Annotated in this window: 16 protein-coding genes; 12 read left to right on the forward strand and 4 right to left on the reverse strand. The window is 47.7% G+C overall.

The window, feature by feature from the left end; translation table 11 throughout:
• Positions 1-28 precede the first annotated feature (28 nt).
• The 12 genes from FHP88_RS00650 (at position 29) to FHP88_RS00705 (ending at position 15,928) form a co-directional block, all read left to right on the forward strand.
• On the forward strand, positions 29-496 hold the full coding sequence (locus FHP88_RS00650; RefSeq protein WP_144357061.1) for a hypothetical protein: 468 nt from the start codon (positions 29-31) through the stop codon (positions 494-496).
• A gap of 128 nt (positions 497-624) precedes the next feature.
• A complete protein-coding gene (locus FHP88_RS00655) occupies positions 625-1,773 on the forward strand; it encodes a hypothetical protein (protein WP_144357062.1) in 1,149 nt (382 codons plus the stop codon).
• A 133-nt stretch (positions 1,774-1,906) separates the two neighbouring features.
• A complete protein-coding gene (locus FHP88_RS00660; protein WP_144357063.1) occupies positions 1,907-2,398 on the forward strand; it encodes a DUF3592 domain-containing protein in 492 nt (163 codons plus the stop codon).
• A gap of 298 nt (positions 2,399-2,696) precedes the next feature.
• Positions 2,697-3,665, forward strand: a complete 969-nt coding sequence (gene msrP / locus FHP88_RS00665; protein WP_144357064.1) for a protein-methionine-sulfoxide reductase catalytic subunit MsrP — start codon at positions 2,697-2,699, stop codon at positions 3,663-3,665.
• Positions 3,666-3,680: 15 nt separating this feature from the next.
• A complete protein-coding gene (locus FHP88_RS00670) occupies positions 3,681-4,343 on the forward strand; it encodes a sulfite oxidase heme-binding subunit YedZ (protein ID WP_144357065.1) in 663 nt (220 codons plus the stop codon).
• Positions 4,340-4,903 (forward strand): peptide-methionine (R)-S-oxide reductase MsrB, encoded by a 564-nt coding sequence (gene msrB / locus FHP88_RS00675; RefSeq protein WP_144357066.1) that lies wholly within the window; start codon positions 4,340-4,342, stop codon positions 4,901-4,903. Before FHP88_RS00670 ends, msrB begins: the two co-directional genes overlap by 4 nt.
• Positions 4,904-4,911: 8 nt before the next feature.
• Entirely contained in the window at positions 4,912-5,685 is a 774-nt protein-coding gene (locus tag FHP88_RS00680; RefSeq protein WP_144357067.1) for a DUF1223 domain-containing protein, read from the forward strand.
• 413 nt (positions 5,686-6,098) lie between these two features.
• Positions 6,099-7,208, forward strand: a complete 1,110-nt coding sequence (locus tag FHP88_RS00685) for an HD-GYP domain-containing protein (protein WP_420492987.1) — start codon at positions 6,099-6,101, stop codon at positions 7,206-7,208.
• Between the two features lie 146 nt (positions 7,209-7,354).
• On the forward strand, positions 7,355-9,298 hold the full coding sequence (locus FHP88_RS00690; protein ID WP_144357068.1) for a PAS domain S-box protein: 1,944 nt from the start codon (positions 7,355-7,357) through the stop codon (positions 9,296-9,298).
• Complete coding sequence (locus FHP88_RS00695) at positions 9,295-13,833, forward strand: PAS domain S-box protein (RefSeq protein WP_144357069.1); 4,539 nt, start codon at positions 9,295-9,297, stop codon at positions 13,831-13,833. Before FHP88_RS00690 ends, FHP88_RS00695 begins: the two co-directional genes overlap by 4 nt.
• A gap of 226 nt (positions 13,834-14,059) precedes the next feature.
• Positions 14,060-15,394, forward strand: coding sequence for an NUDIX domain-containing protein (locus tag FHP88_RS00700; protein ID WP_144357070.1), 1,335 nt, complete (start codon positions 14,060-14,062; stop codon positions 15,392-15,394).
• A 60-nt stretch (positions 15,395-15,454) separates the two neighbouring features.
• Positions 15,455-15,928, forward strand: a complete 474-nt coding sequence (locus FHP88_RS00705) for a MaoC/PaaZ C-terminal domain-containing protein (RefSeq protein ID WP_144357071.1) — start codon at positions 15,455-15,457, stop codon at positions 15,926-15,928.
• 44 nt (positions 15,929-15,972) lie between these two features.
• On the opposite strand, the gene FHP88_RS00710 is transcribed toward FHP88_RS00705, so the two are convergent.
• The 4 genes from FHP88_RS00710 to FHP88_RS00725 form a co-directional block, all read right to left on the reverse strand.
• A complete protein-coding gene (locus FHP88_RS00710; protein WP_144357072.1) occupies positions 15,973-17,079 on the reverse strand; it encodes a CaiB/BaiF CoA transferase family protein in 1,107 nt (368 codons plus the stop codon).
• A gap of 95 nt (positions 17,080-17,174) precedes the next feature.
• Positions 17,175-18,410 (reverse strand): phenylacetate--CoA ligase family protein, encoded by a 1,236-nt coding sequence (locus FHP88_RS00715; protein ID WP_144357073.1) that lies wholly within the window; start codon positions 18,408-18,410, stop codon positions 17,175-17,177.
• 157 nt (positions 18,411-18,567) lie between these two features.
• Entirely contained in the window at positions 18,568-19,383 is an 816-nt protein-coding gene (locus FHP88_RS00720) for an ABC transporter ATP-binding protein (RefSeq protein WP_144357074.1), read from the reverse strand.
• 100 nt (positions 19,384-19,483) lie between these two features.
• Positions 19,484-20,812: an ABC transporter substrate-binding protein gene (locus FHP88_RS00725; RefSeq protein WP_313957275.1), complete on the reverse strand. Its 1,329-nt coding sequence runs from the start codon at positions 20,810-20,812 to the stop codon at positions 19,484-19,486.
• Positions 20,813-20,842: the final 30 nt, after the last annotated feature.

The following is a 20,842-nucleotide window of genomic DNA, read 5'->3' on the forward strand; positions in this document are numbered from 1 at the left end:
TAGAATAAAGAACGGCAACAGGCGCGCAATGGATATAGCAACCCCCACTGTACTGAAATCACTGGCCTCCGCAGGCTCGGCCGCAAAAGAGTTGACGGCCTGGTGGAAAAAGAGCAAGGGCGACTCAAGGGCGTTGATTGGTGAGTTGAAAGACAACCTGATCTATCTCGATATTGTTGTGCGAGATGGAGTTGATCTGGGCGAGGTGATTGAGAAGGTCTCAGTCACTGAGTATAAGCGACTCGCCAATGTGGGTTTTAACTTTAATACCCTGAAGCGGGGCAAGATCGCACTCTTTCCTTCACTGGCGGGAACCGATCTTGCATCCTGGCAGGGCAAAACGACGGAAGCGTTGGTCGAATCGATCTATGACAAGCTGAATGACCTGAAGCTTCGCTATCCGCACGTCAAGCGCAATGAAAAGTATCGCTGGCATGTTCGAGTAAATAATATCCGTAAACGTATCTGGTTGTTACTGCGGCATGTGAGCCATTAGAACATTACTCTATGTGAGTGAGTTTAGACACTTCAAATCAAATAGAACCGTGCTAAGTCGTGAAAGAGATTTCGCTGATCTCGATACATGATTGAGATACTGTGCACATTTTTTAAGAGAACTTTATTATGCAGGCTTCAATATTCTGGTCGGGCGCCTGCCTGGCTGCAAACATGATGTTCAGTGTGAATTCCGTTTGGGCCGCCACCCCTACTAGCGCGGAGGCTACTGTAAACGAGTCGGCATTTCATGCAGTTCAGGCTATTTCTACCAAACAATTCGACAGGGTGGCTGCCTTCACGCTTTCCTATGCTGTGCTTTCCGACGGTAAGATAGATGCGGCTGAGAAGCAGATGTTGTCGGCACTGGTAGCTGAAGGTTCAAAGGGGATGAAGGTTAAGGGGCCGGATGGTGCAATGGCCACACTGCAAGCACCGGATGCCGATGCGCGGCATGCCTTAGGGTTATTGCGATCACCCAAAAATATGAACGAATATTGGCTCAAGGGTGATGTGCCTATGGCAGACATGGTCACCTTGGCGTACTTGGGTGATATGGCGTGGGCGCGTGTAACTAAATTTGTGGCGAGTAAGTTGTATGCAGAGTGGAAAAACAGTAACGTAAAAAATGGTTATGCGCCGATCCGCGACATCATCAATAAGGCACATGGACAAGGGCCGGATGTTAAACAGGATGCGTTGCTAGGAAATGCCAAGAAAGCCCTTCTCTATGACGCGATGAAGATGGTCGATGAGCATGAGCAGGATAGGGTTCCTGAGTTTATCTACAGCTGGCTACCCCATGGTACTGAATCCAGGCCATTCGCACGTGCACCGCTACCGGAAAAGCCAAAATCTGTTGATCCTGCCACTAGGATTGCGACCCTGCACAAAAGTCTTGCAGAGGTGATTAGAGCATCTAATGAGTCCTACTTTTTGAATCCTATGTATACGCTCACCAATTATAGTGGTGAAGGTTGTGTTGGCGTGTTCGCCGCTAAGGCCACCCTTTTTGCGACACAGTATTACCAGATTATGGTCGACTTTAGACATCTCAAGGATGTTTCGGCGAAGCTAGACAAAGATAGCAATGCACTACTGACGATTGAGGGGCAATGTGCAATCCTCCCCTACGATGCAAAGCGTCCGATTGATTCAACTCAGGGCACATACGCTGATTGCGGATTTGTGAGAATTAGTAATAGATATGTACCCAAGTCTAATATGACGCTTTTTGGACAGAACATGCGTGAAATTTCCAGTGCTTGTTCCAAATAGGCAGGCTATTCTGCCAATAGACTGATCGCTTTCGGTCTGTTGGTCAAAACGACTGTGCAATTAACGGTTAGCTATTTAATGGTTCTGAATACTCATTGCATGGAATGAAGATTAACTGTAGGACTAAACTCATATGTCGGAGCAGAGGAGCGCCACTCAGATACCTTTCTCAATCCGTATGCGCAAAGCGCTCCCCTGGTTTGTGGCGGCTAGTCTAGCGTTCTATTTTATCGGTTTTGGTGGCTCTGGATATTTGGATACTGTACGTAGCTGGCCACTGGATAGTGCACAGGTAAAGTCAGCCAGTATCCAGCTTAATCCCCACATGGCTGACGAGTATACGCTGAGCATTCGATTGCATGTCCAGCCGCAGGGTAGGGCGCCGTTTGAGGCCAGTCTTTACCAAGTCGGGCCAAAGGGGGCCTTGGAGCGTCGTGTCAGGGAACGATACTCTCCTGGAGCCCTGATCCGAGTGCGCAGTAATCCAGACGAACCGGGGCAGGTGGTACTCGATCCTGGCTTTACCTCAGGACCATTTGTAGTTGCGTTCATCGTGGCACTGCTAGTTGGTGGTAGCGGATTTAAGATACTCAATGGCAGGAGTGACGAAAGCAGAAACCAGTAGCACGAGTATTGTGGGTAAGCCGAAAGATTTGCATATTCAGACCATCACTATTAACCAACACTTCAATAGTGATATCAAGTTGGCTGGCCTTTAGGCTACTGGCCAATACGACGGTATACGTATAGTTTGCCCTGCTTTCCAGGGCACATTCCAACTGATACAAATATATCCATTTAAAACAGGCTTCTACCCCAATGTTATGAAATTGTTAACTTTGGGTGATGTGGGCGTCATTCGTTTTTGTCATATTATCTTCCATGTTAGGTGATGCACGAGTCGCCCGTTGAGGAATTATAGTATGTTGATTAAAAAGCCTGCTGATATCAAACCATCTGAAATTACCGATCAGAACACCTATCTGAACCGGCGCGCATTCATACGTGACAGTGGTCTGCTGGGTGTGGGGATTGCCGCCTCGGTGATGGGACTACCCTGGAGTAAGCAGTCATGGGCTGAAGCCGCTCCGGGAAAGCGTGTCTATCCTGCTTTGGCAAAGAGTAACTTCAGCACGGATGAAAAACTGACAGACTTTGATGATGCAACCAGTTACTGCAACTTTTATGAATTTGGTACGCGTAAAAGTGATCCTAAAGAGAACAGTCAGGCGTTCGTAACGTCACCCTGGTCAGTCACTGTGGATGGTGCTTGTGAAAAACCGGGCACCTATACCTTGGAAGATATTCTTAAACCGCACACCCTGGAGGAGCGCATCTATCGCCTGCGCTGTGTTGAAGCCTGGTCTATGGTGATTCCCTGGGTGGGGTTCTCATTGGGTGATGCCCTGAAGCGCTTTCAGCCGACCTCTAAGGCCAAGTATGTCTCTTTCTATACCCTGCATGATGCGGAGCGCATGCCGGGCCAGAAAAGACGTGTATTAGAGTGGCCGTATCGAGAAGGTTTACGCATTGATGAAGCGATGCATCCACTGGCGATGTTGGCGGTGGGTATGTATGGCGCTGAACTGCCCAATCAGAATGGTGCACCCCTGCGTTTGGTAGTGCCGTGGAAGTATGGCTTTAAGAGTATCAAGTCAATTGTACGCATAAGCTTTACTGAAGAGGAGCCTGTATCCACTTGGAATCAGGTACAGCCGAGCGAGTATGGTTTCTACTCCAACGTGAATCCTACCGTTGATCATTCGCGTTGGAGCCAGAAGAAAGAGCGCCGCATCGGCAATTGGTTGAAGCAGGAGACCCTGATGTTCAATGGTTATGCTGATCAGGTGGCGTCACTTTACAGTGGTATGGACCTGAAGAAGTTTTTCTAATTGGGAGTGCAGGGAATGACGCGTGGACAGTTTATCAGCAGAGTCATCAAGCCGGTACTGTTTCTGGTGCTGTTGCTGCCGTTGGCACTGCTGGTTGAACAAGGTTTTTCTGACAACCTGGGTGCCAATCCCGTTGAGACCATTACCCATCAGACCGGGCTTTGGGCATTGCGTCTGTTGTTGTTGTTGACGCTGGCCATTACACCACTTTGTAAACTGACCCGTATCTCTGAGCTGGTCCGTCTGCGCCGCATGATCGGTGTTTATAGTTTCTTCTATGCACTGTTGCACTTTATGACCTATGCCGTGCTGGATCACAGCTTTGATATGACGGCCATTCTGGAGGACGTTGTCAAGCGTCCTTATGTGACGGTCGGATTCAGCGCGTTTTTGATGCTGATTCCCCTGGCCGCCACATCGACCAATGGCATGATCAAACGGCTTGGGGGCAAGCGTTGGAAGCGCCTGCATAAGCTGGTTTATCTCTGTGGTCTGGGTGGCGTCATTCATTATCTCTGGTTGGTCAAGGCTGACGTGCTCTCACCTTTGAACTACCTGGCCATTTTTATTGTACTCATGCTGTTTCGTCTGCCCGATCATGTCCGTGAAAAGTTCACAGGGCCGTTACGATCCTTTGGGCAGCGATCCAGTCAGCTACTGAAAGAGGAAAAATCATGAAAAAACGCTACGTAATACCGCTACTTATTGTGCCACTGCTGGTGGGGCAGGCTGTTATCCCGACTTATGCTGAAAATGAAAAACCCGCTATGAGTGAGCAGATGAGTGACCGTTGGAGCCGGCCCGCCGATGAACAGATACGGCAGATGCTGACACCTGAACAATACAAGGTGACGCAGAAGGATGGCACAGAGCGGGCCTTCAGTAATGCCTACTGGGACAACAAGGCAGAGGGTATCTATGTCGATGTGGTTTCTGGAGAGCCCTTGTTCAGTTCAAAAGATAAGTTTAAATCAGGTACGGGTTGGCCCAGCTTTACACAGCCGCTGGTAGAGAGTCATGTTTTGAAAAAGAGTGACTGGGCTTGGGGTATGCGTCGTACTGAAGTGCGCTCACGTTATGGGGACTCTCATCTGGGCCATGTATTTGAAGATGGGCCAAAACCTACGGGCTTACGTTATTGCATCAACTCTGCCTCGCTAAAGTTTATCCCGGTCGAAAAGCTAAAGCAGGCGGGATATAGCGAGTTCATGGAACAGTTCTCCATGAGCAAGCAGTGAGGGTACAAATGATGAATACAGCAACCTACGTCAGATCACTCTGCTATTCACTGTTGTTTGGTAGCCTGTTCGTAGGAAGTGCGCTGGCTGAAACGGTACGATTTGCCAGTAGTCAGGAACAGGTTGTGATGGTTGAACTCTATACCTCGGAGGGGTGTAGCAGTTGTCCGCCTGCAGAGGCTTGGCTAAATCGTTTTGTTGATGATGAAAAGCTCTGGAAACAGGTCATTCCCATGGCCTTTCATGTCGACTACTGGGATTACATTGGTTGGAAGGATCGTTTTGCGCAGGCCCGTTTCAGTAACCGGCAATACCGCTATCAAAAAGAGGGCGGTATAAGAACGGTCTATACACCGGGCGTACTACTGAATGGGAAAGAGTGGCGCAGTCGGTCCAGTTCATTACCCGAAGGATCGGGTAGCCAAACCGGTTCGTTGTCTGTTGAAATTAGTGATCAAGGGTTATCGGCACAGTTTGACCCGGTTCGGGCAGCACAGGGAGATCTGCGACTCTATGTGGCGGTATTGGCCTTTGGTATAAACACAGAAGTGGCGGCCGGTGAGAACAGCGGGCGTGCACTCGCCCATGAATTTGTTGTAGTAGGGCTGAGTGAAACTGAGTCATCTGATTTGACTTGGCGGGTGAAGTTGCCGGAGGTGAAGTCAGTCGGTGCCAAACGGCATGCCGTGGTGGCCTGGGTAAGTCAGGCGAATCGCCAACGCCCACTGCAGGCGGTGGGGGGTTGGATTACTGAATTACAGCTAAGGGTGGCTAGTCATTGAGTACCGCTATGAGTCTTTTAAAAGATACGTAAGATAAGTGTCTATTGCTGTCATAAGGGGAAATAAATCTCTGTTTTGCGTGCCATGGAGAGCAAATCGAAGGTACGTAGTCCCTGGTAGTCGTGAGGCGAGACTGATTACCCGTCGTGCACATAGCGCCAGAGGGGAAGCAAAGCGGCACAGACGCAGGACGATCGGGGCACAAGGGGGACTTGGATGTCCCAAAAAAACATTATAATATTGACGACATTGCTTAATGTATATGCCGCGAATCATCTTCATTTCCTATGTTCTGTATTGCCCCCCGTCCTTCTGATCTAGCTCATTATCAATTGGATTTACTTAGTCTACACTAGAATAAGGAGTGGGGGTCGGAATTGATTCTGAGGGGGTATCTGATATTGAGTCAAAATATAGAATATTTTGGTGATTGTGAGGATGTTAAGCGGATTATTCTGATCGTCGATGATGACCCAGGTAATCTTGAAGTGCTTGGGTCTTTACTCCATGCTCACTACCAGGTTCTTGCTGCACGGTCAGGGCAACGGGCGTTGCTGATCGCTTCTAGTGAGCCAAAACCTGATCTTATCCTCCTTGATGTATTAATGCCGGAGATGGATGGACACGCGGTTATCAGGCGGTTGAAGGAAAAACCGGAAACAAAAGATATCCCCATAATTTTTGTCACTGCACTTGGTTCGATCAAGGATGAAGAAATGGGCCTGGAACTGGGTGCAGTGGATTATATTACCAAGCCCTATCGTCCACCTATTGTACTGGCCAGGGTACATACCCAGCTTGAATTAAAGTTAGCGAGGGATTTGCTTAAAAATCAAAATATGTCACTCGAAGCTGAAGTGAAGCGGCGGATGAAGGATATTTTACTGACCCAGGATGTCACTATTAATGCATTGGCGGAACTGGCAGAAACCCGCGACCCGGAAACAGGTTACCATATACGGCGCACCCAAGAGTATATTCGGGTCCTTGCCAAATATTTGCAGAAAAACCCAAAATTCTCTGACTTCCTGACCGACACGAATATAGATTTGCTGGTCAAATCCGCACCACTTCATGATATTGGAAAGGTTGGTATTCCGGATCATATACTGCTCAAACCTGGCAAATTAACGGATGAAGAGTGGGTAATCATGAAAACCCACACACGATTGGGAGGAGAAGCGATTCAGCGCGCATTACAGCGTGCTGACCGCAGTATAGATTTTCTTAATATAGCTCAGGAAATTGCACTTGGTCATCACGAGAAATGGGATGGAAGTGGGTACCCAGATGGTAAAAAGGGGGATGAAATACCTATTCCTGCACGCCTTATGGCTTTAGCCGACGTTTTTGATGCACTGATATCGCGACGTGTCTACAAGTCACCAATGCCAGCAAAAAAAGCACGCGCTATCATTATCGATGATAGGGGCAAGCACTTTGATCCTGACATTGTGGATGCCTTTACTGTATCTTTCGAATCATTTATTGCCATTGCCGATAAATACAAAGAGGTTGGCTAAGTCTGTTTTTCAGGCATTCGGAGCCTAGGTTTGATATTTTTCAATGGTATATAAAGTGTTGGCTTTACCTAACAGAAAATATTGAGGGGTTGTAATTAATCCTCATTCTTTTTCGAACTGATCAGATCCATGAAAAGTGAGCTGAAATGTCGGAAGCTGTATTTACCTCTTTACTATTCAATTCGGTTCTTTTACTGGCTGTTGTGCAGGTTTTGGATCTTGCCACTGAATTTATAGCTATTGGCAGGCTTAATTACAGACCTCTCATTATGGGTATTTTTCTGGGAGTAATCTGTGTTGGCGTTATGATGGTCCCATTATCACTCCTTCCGGGCGTCTTTTTTGATGTGCGCTCAGTGGTGATTGCAATATCGGGGCTCTTCTTCGGGGCTGTTCCTACGGTAGTAGCCATGCTTATGGCTCTCACCTATCGTTTGTTTCTGGGTGGGGCGGGAGCGTGGGTAGGCGTCTCAGTGATTATTGCTTCTGGTTTGATAGGAATGGCCTGGAGGTACTGGGGGCATATACAGTTAGCTTCAGTCAGGTGGCGTCAACTTCTAGGGTTAGGTGTTGTTGTACACGTTGTGATGTTATTGCTGATGCGGGCACTTCCTACCGACATCGCGGATAAAGTACTGCAAGATGTTAGCCTTCCGGTTTTAATTCTCTATCCATTGCTTACAGTAATCCTCGGTGCCGTCCTTTCCAGCAAAATAGCACGTCAGGGATTAAGTGAAGCACTTAAAGAGAGCGAGGAACGGCTTAAATTGGCGCTCAGTGCCTCAAATCAAGGTATCTTCGATGTCGATGTCAAAAAAGGTACGACAATTGTGAGTCAGGAATATGCCCAGATGTTGGGATATGACCCAGAAATATTCAGAGAGACTCGTAAAAACTGGATTAAACGATTACATCCAGATGACCGTGAGAAAGCTGTAAAAGCTTATAGAGACTATATTGCTGGAAGTGTACCCGAATATCGGGTTGAGTTCAGGCAAAGGACCGCTACTGGTGAGTGGAAGTGGTTTCTTAATAAAGGAAAATTGGTAACGCGTGATGCTCAAGGAGAGGGTGGACGTATGATTGGAACCAGTACAGATATTACAGCCCGTAAAGTTGCTGAAGAGTCTCTGCGCTTGAGCGAGCAACGTTTTAGAAGTGTTGTTGTGGAATCCCCTTTTCCAATACTGCTGCATGCCGAAGGTGGTGAAATAATTCAAGTCAGTAATTCCTGGTGTGAGATTACCGGTTATACCCGCGACGAACTTCAAACGATTAGTGACTGGACACGTTTGGCCTATGGAAAAGAGTGGACTCGTATAAAGGGTGATATTGATAAACTATTTGAAGCCAATCGTCGTGTATATGAAGGTGATTTCAACATACAGACAAAGTTGGGTGATAAGCGGATATGGGAATTCAGTTCAGCTCCGCTAGGGTCGCTTCCCGATGGTCGTCGATTGGTCATCAGTATGGCTATGGATGTAACTGAGCGACGTAATGCTGAACAGGCCTTGATTGATAATGAAGTCAGTATGAGACGCATACAGAAAATTGCCAGCTTGGGTAGTTGGTGTTTCGACATTAATCAGGGGCGGTTGGATTGGTCAGCAGAGGCTGAATATATTTTTGGTTATTCGAATATGCACCCTAAAAACCTTGAGGAATTTTATAATTTGGTCTATCCAGAAGATAGAGAAAAGGTGGAACAGGCGATAAACAGAGGGCTGGATGGCGACCCCTATGATATTGAATATCGAATTGTAATTGGAGAGTTGATAAAGTGGGTGAGGGCCGTCGGCGAATTGACACGAGATGCTTCAGGTGTAGCTCAAACAGCGGTGGGTAGCATTCAGGATATTACAGAGAGAAAAAGATCAGAGGAGGCCTTGATCGGACAGGCTGAGGAGTTGAAAACAAGAAATGAAGAGTTACAAAGGTTTAATGAGCTTACGGTTGGCCGTGAAATGGATATTATCGAATTAAAGAAAAATATCAATGTGCTCTCAATTCAGTTAGGCGAAAAGCCTCCCTACTCACTTGCTTTCCTTGATGTCGAAGTCAGGACAGGGGAGTGCGATCATCCATGACTTCGCTTCCTGCCGGTTCCCCAAAAAAGCAAATTAAAAAGCAACCTGAAACCTCATTGCATGTGTTCCTTTCAAGGTTAGTCTGGTACAGTATTTTGCCAGTAGTTCTACTGGCTGCTTTCCTCGCAGTAGAAAGCGTGCGCGTTCAAGGTGACGAACGAGATCGTACAGCAGAGAATTTAGCAAAAAACTTTTCAGTTGCAATCGATCAGCATCTTTTGGCCCGTATTAATGCCCTTGGCATCCTTGCCGTATCGCCTTTAGCAGATGATGAAAAGGAGTGGGGCATCCTTTACCAAGAAGCGCAGGGTTTTTATGCGAATTTTGGTAGCCACGTAATTCTTGCGGATCTTGATTTACAGATGCTGTTCAATACGAGAACAGAATACGGTACTGCTTTACCAGTTTTGCCGCGACCGAAAGGACACTCTGCAGTTACTACTGCGTTAGCAACAGAAAAACCCGCTGTTGGCGATACCTTTTTTGGGCCTATTGCAGAAGTTCCACTCGTAGCTATTGCAGTACCTGCTCAACGTGCGGGGAAAACAGCTTTTCTACTTCTTAGTATATTTGAAGTCAGTCAATTCCAAGCGCGTATGGAGCAGATTGCACTGCCAGATGGCTGGGTACTTAGTCTACTCGATGGGCGTGGTGAAGTTATTGCTCGCCGTTCCCCCGTTGGTGTTGACCCTGAAGGGGATGTCTCAGAATCAGGGCGTTTTATAGTTAATTCAACAATCGCACCCTGGTCCGTAGTACTGGGTATCCCGCAAAAAGTACGGCATCAACCACTGGTCAGATCAGCAATCGCTCTTGCCTTTGCTTTGTTTATAGCCACAATGATTGGTATTTTGAGTGGGAGACGGGCGAGTCGCCAACTGAGTAATGATTTAACCGCACTGACTACACAAAGAAAAGGGGGACATGAAGCGTCTTTCATTGCAGAGATAGTTCAAGTACATAAGCAACTCGATGAGGTCTCAGAGATGCGCAGGATTGCTGAATTATCTATGCGCGAAAGTGAACAATACTTTCGTGATACTTTCGAGCAGGCGGCAGTAGGCATTGCACTGGTTTCTCCAAGTGGTCATTGGCTTCGTGTCAATCAGCGGTTGTGCGAGATTGTTGGCTACAGCCAAGAAGAACTGCTATTACTGACCTTTCAGGATATAACCCATCCGGATGATCTTGCAGAAGACCTGTCCTATCTAAAACGTCTTCTTTCAGGGGAGATTGAAACCTATTCAATTGAGAAGCGGTATTTAAAGAAGAATGGTCAAATAGTATGGATAAAACTCACGGTGTCCTTGGTAAAAAACAGTGATGAAGAACCAGATCATTTTATCTCTGTAATAGAAGATATCCAGTCACGTAAAGAGGCAGAAATAGATTTACAGGCGAGTAAGCAGCAGCTGAGACTATTCATTCAGCATGCACCTGCTGCATTGGCGATGTTTGATTGTGATATGCATTATCTCTCGGCCAGCCAGCGGTGGCTTACCGATTATGGGCTTGCCAGCCAGAATATTATTGGGTTATCACACTATGAAGTATTTCCAGAAATCGAAGAGCGATGGAAGGCTATTCACCGCCGAGGTATGAACGGTGAAGTGATTCGAGAAGAAGAGGATAGGTTCGATCGAAGGGATGGTTCAGCTCAGTGGTTACGATGGGAAGTCAGACCTTGGTACAAAGTGGATGAAACTGTTGGCGGTATTGTTATTTTTTCAGAGGATATTACCAGTATAAAAGATGCAGATAATGCTCTCCATGAACAACAGCGTCTACAGCTCGAAGAGCAAAAAAGAGCACGAATGGCGGCCTTGAATTTGATGGAGGATGCCGTTGCAGCCCGAAAGCTGGCAGAACAATCAAATCATGCGCTAAGTGATAGTGAACGGCGATACCGCGCACTCTTTGAGTATGCGCCTGATGGCATTCTGATTGCTGATAGTGAGGGCAATTATCTCGATGCTAATGAAAGAATGTGTCAGATGTTAGGTTATGAACGGGAGGAACTGATAGGAATGGATGCCTCTCAAATAACCGAAGAAAAAGAGTCATCAAAGATAAAACCGGCACTAGAAATAATTAATTCAGATGCAAATTATCAACAGGAGTGGGAGTTTCTGCGCAAGGATAGTACTACATTTGTAGCAGATGTCATTGCTACGACGATGCCTGATGGCACCATATTGGCTATGGTTCGTGATATCACCGATCGCAAGCAAGTGGATGAGCAGCTCAGGAAACTGTCACTGACAGTTGAGCAGAGTCCAGAAAGTATCGTCATCACTAATGTTTCAGCAGAAATCGAGTACGTTAACGAGGCCTTTTGCCAAGTTACGGGTTATTCTCGTGAAGAAGTGATGGGAAAAAATCCAAGTATGCTTCAGTCTACCATGACCCCAGAGAAGACCTACAGTGCTATGTGGAAAGCATTGAAAAACGGACAATCATGGAAAGGGGAGTTTATCAATAAACGTAAAAATGGAACTGAGTTTGTGGAATTCGCCATTATTTCCCCGATTCGACAAAAGGACGGGAGGACAACTCATTATGTCGCGGTGAAAGAAGATATCACTGAAAAGAAGCGTCTTGGAGAAGAGTTGAGTGAATACCGGGATCATCTTGAGCAACTGGTTGAGCAACGCACACAGCAATTAACTGAAGCCCAGGGCCGTGCTGAAGCAGCGAATCAGGCTAAGAGTGCCTTTCTTGCCAACATGAGCCATGAGATCCGCACGCCATTGAATGCCATTCTTGGTCTTACCCATTTGATGAAAAGAGCCGGTGCCAGACCTGAACAGATGGCGAGATTGGATAAAATAGATAATGCCGGTCAACACCTACTTTCGATTATTAGCGATATTCTTGATCTGTCGAAAATTGAAGCGGGGAGAATGCAGATTGAAAGTACAGATTTTCACCTGTCTACTATTCTGGATAGCATCAGGTCGTTGATTGGAGGGCAAGCTGCCGCCAAGGGAATTATTGTGAAAGTCGATGAAGATTCTGTACCGCTCTGGTTGCGTGGTGATCCAACACGACTTCGCCAAGCCTTATTAAATTATGCTGGAAACGCTGTGAAATTTACTGAACAAGGAGCCATAACTTTACGTGCATTATTGTTAGAAGAGAAGGGCGACAACACATTGCTTGTACGCTTTGAGGTAGAGGATACTGGTATTGGTATACCTGCCGGCAAACAGCAAGAACTCTTTGAAGCATTTGAACAGGCGGACTCCTCGACCACACGTAAGTATGGCGGTACAGGGCTTGGTTTAGCGATTACTCGCCGATTGGCTCATTTGATGGGTGGTACTGTTGGTGTTACTAGTACGGTAGATAAAGGCAGTACGTTTTGGCTAACAACCCTACTGGATCGTGGCCATGGTGTATTCCCTGTTACAACTGGCCAACTTGAGGGCGACCCCGAAAGCCAGATTCGTTTATACCATAAAGGGGTCCGCATTTTGCTGGTAGAAGATAACCAGATTAATCGCGAAGTGGCACTGGAGCTTTTGCATTCAGTAGGAATTGATGTAGATACTGCCGAAGATGGCATGATAGCTATTCGGAAAGTAAAAAAACATCACTACGACTTGATTTTGATGGATATTCAAATGCCGAATATGGATGGGCTGAAAGCTACAAAAGCCATACGTAAATTGTCGGGCTGGAAGACAAAGCCTATCTTATCTATGACAGCTAATACATTCGATGAAGACCGCCATGCCAGTAAAGTAGCGGGTATGAACGATTTCATTTCAAAGCCGGTTAGTCCAAAACAACTCTTTACAATTCTACTTAAGTGGCTGCCAAAAAAATCAGAATCTACAGGCCGGTTATCGCTACCTTATACACAGTTGTCAGGCGTACCAATGTCATCAATGCCTGGAGTGTTGGATTTACAGCCGGTTTTGCCTGAGCAACTTCTTCATATTACCGGACTTGAAGTAGCATTAGGACTAGCGACTTTGAATGGAAATATTGGGGCCTATCTGCAGCTTTTACGCCGTTATGCCACTGACTACACAAGCGGCACGCAGGAGCTTTATGAGCAATTATTGGCCGGGAATCAAGACCAAGCAAGACTACTGGCGCATACGCTGAAGAGTGCTTCTGGTAATATTGGCGCTATCGTAGTACAAGATTTAGCAGCCGTGTTAGAGAGTGCTGTAAAAGAAGGTGATGCCAGAGTGGATATCTTAGAGCTGGCAGAAAATGTGAAAAGAGAATATCAATGTATAGCGGCTGCTATTCTTGAGGTGCTACCAATTGAAGATGTGCAATTTCTTCCGACTGAGGATGATTTGGAAAAAGTGCCTCATATTTTGGCCGAACTGGAATCTCTTCTAACGGGCTCGCGTCTAGATGCAAATCTTTACTTTGCTAAGCATGCTGGCTTGCTAAAGGCGACACTTGGTCCTCTAGGTATAGCAATTGAACAACAAATTAATGGATTTCTCTATCCTGAAGCACTTATCAATCTTCAGAAGGCAGTTGTTGAGTTAGAAAAAAAGAAAAGCTGATATTAAAATCCATAGAACCTTACATTGTGTGGATTATATATATTGAAAGAATTCATTCCTGTCTAAAGAGTGCTTAAAACTAATATTCCGCAAGAACAAAAATCTTGGATTTATAGTTTGTATGCCTACCCCAAAATTTCCTCGTTTAATCATTAATAAAGCAAGTTTAGCCTTATGGTTGCCTGACTATGGTATCATTTGTAACAAACCATAGTCAGGTGATTCAATGCGCGATGCAGTAGCAGCCATTCTGGTACATGAAGATGAGGTGTTTGTAATCAAACGCCAGGATTACCTGCGAGCCTTTCCCGGCTACTATGCCTTTCCCGGCGGTAAGGTGGATGAGGAAGATGCGGCATTTACATACGATCATCCACTGATAGCCGAATTCAAACCCGAGCGTATCCGTGCCCTAATCAGGGAAGTGGAGGAGGAGTTGGGTTTCGATCTGGAGCGGGCGATTCATGCTGATCAGGTTGAACAGATTGAGTTGTTGGGCATCGCCATTACACCTGCATTCGAACGGGTACGTTTTCACGCGCATTATTATAAGATCGTACTCAAATCCAAGCCGCAGTTTAAACCTGATAGCAACGAGATTGCCTGGTCTGATTGGATGAAGGGCGAGGCGTTTCTACAGCGTTATACCTCCGGTGAAGGGATGATGGTTATCCCGGTAATGCGTACAGCTCGGGCATTAGCGCGTGACATGGGTATACGCAAGATTGCCCCCATCACCCTGGAGTACGATGCAGACCAAGAGCTGGCCTATCTTGAGATGATTCATGGTCTTGGCTACATTCCAACACGCTCCAACACGCTTCCTCCTGCGGAGTATACCTATGCCCTGATTATCGGAACGGGTGATGCGCCACGTTATCTGGTCGATCCCGCACCAGCGGATGACGCGGTGATGGAACGTCTGCTGAATACCCTCAAACGGTATCCGGTTGATGGCATACTGATTACTCATCATCATCGTGATCACCATGAACGATCGCCGGATATTGCGCGAAGACTGAATTTACCGATTCGCTGTTCACGCATAACAGAGCAACGTCTGTTGGCTGGGCATGGTGACGATTATCTCGATCAGATTGAGGTGATTCATGTCGAAGAAGGAACGCACCTGACTCAATGGCTTGGGCGTGATGTGCACTGCTATGAATTACCGGGTCATGATGATGGCATGATCGGCTTTGCGCCCACGGATATGGCGTGGTTTTTTGTGGCTGATCTGGTTCAACCCATGGCAACCGTGGTGATACCTGAGCCGGAAGGGAACATGCAGCACTACTTTGAGAGTCTGCAGCGCGTCATTGATCTGCAACCCCGCGCGATTCTCTCATCACATGGTATCCCTATCGGTGGAACCTATCTGGTGGAGAAGACGCTGCAGCATCGACAAGAGCGCGAGCTACAAATTACAGAACTGCTAGAGCAGGGATATGATCTGGAGCAGATGGTGCAAAGACTTTACCGCGGTATCAATCAGAAACTGATACCATTGGCCAGGCAGAATGTGAGACAGCATCTGCGCAAGCTGGGACATCCGGTTTAGCGCCTATTGTGGCTATATTCATATCCTGGCAAGGTTTTTATTGATGATCGGGAGTGATGCATGGCCATAATGGAAAACATACCGTACAACGAGTTGGAAATCGGCATGACGGCTGATTTCAGTAAAACCCTTACCCAAGATGACCTCATTCTCTTTGCCAAGATTTCGGGCGATGTCAATCCTGTGCATCTGGATGATGAGTTCGCCAAAGAGACCCTGTTTAAAGGCCGCATTGGTCATGGCATGTGGACCGGGTCTGTTATATCGGCCGCTGTGGCTACGGTATTACCTGGGCCTGGTACGATCTATCTCGAACAAAATCTACAATTCAGAAGACCGGTAAGACCGGGCGATGAGATCACGGTTACTTTGACGGTAACCGGGAAGCAGGATGAGAAAAAACATGTTTCACTTGATTGTAAGGTGGTTAATCAAGATGGTGCGTTAGTCGCGAAAGGGGATGCCCGTGTGATTGCGCCCGACCAGAAGGTGCGATTGGAGAGACCTGAATTGCCGTCTATTACTATCGGATAAGATTACAGGTAGGAGAAGCGAACCGGATCACCTGTTCACTTCTCCTACTCAGCATTTAGCGGCAACCAATCAACAGAAACACCCTCATTCAGCTTTACCATCTGCGTTAAGTTTTTGCAGGGGGCGCCATTGATCCAGGCTGGATAATTGGGTTCCCAATCATTCAACAGTCCACGGGCTTCAATCTGTGGATGTTGTTTGATTTGATCCAGCGTGGGTATGATTTCAAAACAGCAATCCACTCCATCCAGTAGCTGCTGCCAATGTTCCAGAGGTTGCGAGAGAAACAGCTCACGCAGCTCAGCAATCAATGCCGTCTGAGGCATGTTTTCCAAATGCCGGGATATCCAGACTGATCGATCTACGGCTTCACAAAATGCCTGCCAGAATTTTGCCTCCAACGGTGCCAGGGCAAAGAAGTGTCCATCAGCGGTCTCATAGATGTTGTAACAGGCAGCACCACCATTGAGCAGGAGCTGTTCCCGTTGTATCCCTGACTTCTCTTCGGCTTCACTCAGTCCCAGGTATTGCCAGGCCATTGCGGAGTCAAACAAGCTGATATCAATAAAGGCACCCTTGTTGGTTTTTACACGGCCTAACAGGGCGGCCTGAATAGTGTTAACCGCCTGCATGGCGCCGGCGTGATCGGCCAAGGGTGGGAACATCATCACGGGTTGATTGACCGTGCCTGTTGCACTTAGTGCGCCGCTGGCGGCACAGTAGGTGAGGTCATGGCCGGCATGGTCCCGATAGGGGCCATTCTGCCCGAAACCGGATAGGGCGCAGTGAATGAGTTGCGGATTAAGCAGTTCCAATCGGTTACGGTCGAAGCCGAGTCGATCCATCACACCGGGGCGAAAGGACTCCAGTAGAACATCCGCCTGTTTTATCAAACGACTCAGTTCTGCCTTGCCCTGATCGGACTTGAGATCAAGCCTGACAATGCGTTTTCCACGATTCAGGTGACGATACAGCGCTGAAGGCATGGCGTTATCCGATAGCATGAAATTGCGCATCGGATCGCCACGAGGTGGCTCTACCTTGATAACATCAGCCCCGAGGTCGGAAAGCATTCGGGTAGCAAAAGGCCCCGGTATGTACTGTGAGAGATCCAGGACACGGAATCCGGATAAAAAATTCTGGTTGTTCATGGCATGCCTCAAGACCCTCTCCTTTTGGAGAGGGGGAATACAACACTCAGGGGTCAATACGCTATTCTGCCAGAAAATGGGGTCGGCCGGAGGATTTAATCGTACTTGCGAATATCGTCGATCACTTTTCCATCATTGGGTAGTGATCCAAGCCCCATAACTTGTGCATTTCCTCTTACCTTACAAATATCACGGATACTGTTGGCAATGGCACTATCCAAAGCATCTGAGTGGCTTGTTGTCTCGTATTGCAAGGTAATCGAATCACTCTCGTCGATCCAGTCTACCATCAATCGGGCCTTGTTGATCTCGGGATGTCGCTTGATGACCTTGTCTACTTGCTCTGGATGGATAAACATGCCACGAACCTTGGCGGTCTGGTCAGCGCGGCCCATCCAGCCCTTGATGCGTCGATTGGTTCTTCCACAGGGACTGGTGCCTGCCATGATGGCGGAGAGATCACCGGTAGCAAAGCGTATTAGCGGGTAATCGGGATTTAGACTGGTGACGACTACTTCACCCACCTCGCCATCGGCAACCGGTTCACCCGTGCCTGGTCTAACGATCTCTACATAGACGCCTTCATCAATGACTAGTCCTTCCATAGCTTCCGTTTCATAGGCAATGACACCCAAATCTGCAGTGGCGTAGCATTGCAGTACCTGGATACCCCGTTTCTTGAAACCTTCACGTAGCGGGGGAGGTAGCGCTTCACCTGAGACTAATGCCTTTTTCATACTGCTTACATCAGCACCCATATCATCGGCTTTTTCAAGGATGATTTTGAGAAATGAGGGTGTGCCGACATAACCATCAGGGCGGAGATCCGCAATGGTCTGCACTTGCAGTTCTGTTTGTCCCACACCGGCAGGAATGACAGCGCATTCTAATGCATGGGCACCGCTCTCCAACATGAGGCCGGCCGGAACGAAATGGTAGGAGAAGCAGTTATGCACCAATTCACCCTTTCTAAATCCGGTGGCATACAGGGCACGACTGAATCGCCAGAAATCTTTACGCTTTGATCCGGGCTCATAAATCGGACCGGGGGAAGCGAAAATATGTGTCAGTTCTGGTGGTCTAACAGCGGCCAGACCACCGAAGGGTTTTGCTGCAGCTTGTAGTTCTATTAATGCAGATTTTCGCGTAAGAGGCAGTTGAGCGATCGCCCCTACAGAAGTCAACTCATCAGGTTTGATGTCAGCGAATATTTTTCCGTAAGCAACGGTGTTGTTTTTTGCGTGGGCTACCTGTGCGGCAACGGCTTTAATTAAGGCCTCTTGTCGGGTCTGTGTGTCCTGGGTTTCCAGTTCGTCGTAGTAGTGAGTCATAGTGCTGCTAGCCCGCATCTTGAGTGATCTGCTATTCCTGAACAAAACAAAGTTGCTTCAGGGTACATCCAACGGCTTGGTTGCTTTTTGTCAGCGCGCCTGTTGTTGCCGTTGAGTGAATGGAGTGGCAACCAGCGGTCGCCACAAAGACAATCGATTATGCCAGCCAGCGTTTACGGCGACGGTAATTCTTCACGTCACGGAAACTCTTGCGGCCTTCGGAGGAGAGTCCCAGATAGAACTCTTTGACGTCCTCGTTTTCACTGAGTTCTTTGGCGTTGCCTTCCATTACAACGCGGCCATTCTCCATGATGTAGCCATAGTCGGAATAACGGAGTGCAACATTGGTATTCTGTTCGGCCAGCAAGAAGCTGACGCCTTCATTTTGATTCAGTTTCTTGACGATCTCGAAGATCTCTTCAACCAACTGAGGTGCAAGACCCATTGAGGGCTCATCCAGCAAAATCATGTCGGGTTTTGCCAGCATGGCGCGTCCGATCGCGCACATCTGCTGTTCACCACCCGAGGTATATCCCGCCTGACTGCTTCTACGTTCACGCAGGCGAGGGAAGTAGTCGTAAATTAGTTCAAGACTCTGAGCGATTGCTTTACGTCCATCTTTTCGGGTATATGCCCCGGTCAATAGATTCTCTTCAATGGTTAAATGTTCGAAACAGTGACGACCTTCCATCACCTGAACAACACCGCGCTTAACCAGATCTGATGGATTCAGACTCTCAACCGCTTCGCCTTTGTAAAGGATGTTGCCTTTCGTGACATCCCCGCGTTCTGCACCCAGGAGATTTGATATAGCTTTCAGCGTGGTTGATTTCCCCGCACCGTTAGCGCCAAGCAGTGCCACGATGCCACCCTTTGGGACTTCCAGGGAAACACCCTTGAGCACCAGAATGACGTGATCGTAGATCACCTCGATGTTGTTGACCTCTAAGAAGGCAGTTGAGTTGTCAGTCATGCTGTGCCTGTTGTTTCTAAGTGTTGGAGGATGTCCCTGCAGCCAGAAATAAGTGGCCGCAGGGACGTCGTCCGATGGTTTAATCCATCGTTAACTGTGATTATTTACAATCACGTGGGGTGATGCCTTTCTCTTTGGCATAGGCTGCCGCAGATTCAACATACATACCGCGAAGCATGCTGCTGTTTGGCTCAATCCAGTCACTGATGGCCTTCCACTGCTTACCATCCCACTGGGTGACTTTCGCACGACCCTTACCCTGGTGATCAGAACAGCTCAGTTTGATGGGATCAAACAGGCCTTCTGCACCCAGGTCTTTCAGACGGGCTTCAGTGATATCCAGGCGATCCATAGCCCACTGTACTTGCTCACCGGTCATTGGTTTGTTACCAAATTCACCCATGGCACTGCGCAGGGCCTCAGTTAAGATTACAGCACTCTGGAGGCCTCGGTTATAGGCGACTTCACCAATACCATCGACTGATTTAGCAGAACCTTTGTTGTTGCCGTAGAGAACAGTTTTGATCATCTTGTGAACGTCAAAATCAGCGCCTACACCGTTGAACTGCAGGGACTTGTAACCTACAGCCGCTTTACCGGCAGGAACCATGTCAGCGTCATTACCTGACCACCAAACACCGATGAACTTTTCACGTGGGAAGTTGACGGCAGCAGCTTCTTTGATAGCCGTCGCGTTCATGACACCCCAGCCCCACATCAGCACATAGTCAGGACGTAGCTGACGACCAATCTTCAGCCAGGTTGCTTTCTGTTCAAGACCTGGATGTGGAACAGGGAACAGCGACAGCTCGAAGCCATGCTGTCCAGCCAGCGCCTCAAGGGTCTTGATGGGCTCTTTACCGTAGGCGGAGTCATGATAGACCAAGGCCACTTTTTTGCCTTTCAGATTTCCGTAACCGCCTTCTTCACTGGCGATGTAATTGATTGCGATATCTGCACCACCCCAATAAGTTGCAGGTGGCACGAATACGTATGGGAAGACAGTACCGTCAGCACCATCTGCACGACCATAACCTGAAGTGATCAGCGGAATCTTGTCAGCAACAACACGATCCAACAGAGCATAAGTAACACCGGTAGAGAGCGGCATTACTGCAGGCATGCCAGTGGGGCCATTGCCTTTCATGCGCTCGTAACACTCAACACCTTTGTCGGTGTTGTAAGCGGTATCACACTCTTCCAGATCCAGTTTTACACCATTGATGCCACCATCACGCTCGTTGAGCAGATTGATGTAGTCAGCGAAGCCATCAGCCCAGGGGATACCGCCTGGCGCATAAGGGCCAGTACGATACACTAGGGAACCGACGAACTGACCGTCAGCAGCCATTACAGCGGGTGCTGCAACAAGACTTGCCATTCCAACTGCAGCAGCAATTAGGCCTGTTTTTACTTTATTTATATTCACTCGTTGTTTCCTCCATCTGAACAATCTCAA

Source organism: Sedimenticola selenatireducens (assembly GCF_007625115.1).
GTDB lineage: Bacteria > Pseudomonadota > Gammaproteobacteria > Chromatiales > Chromatiaceae > Sedimenticola > Sedimenticola selenatireducens_A.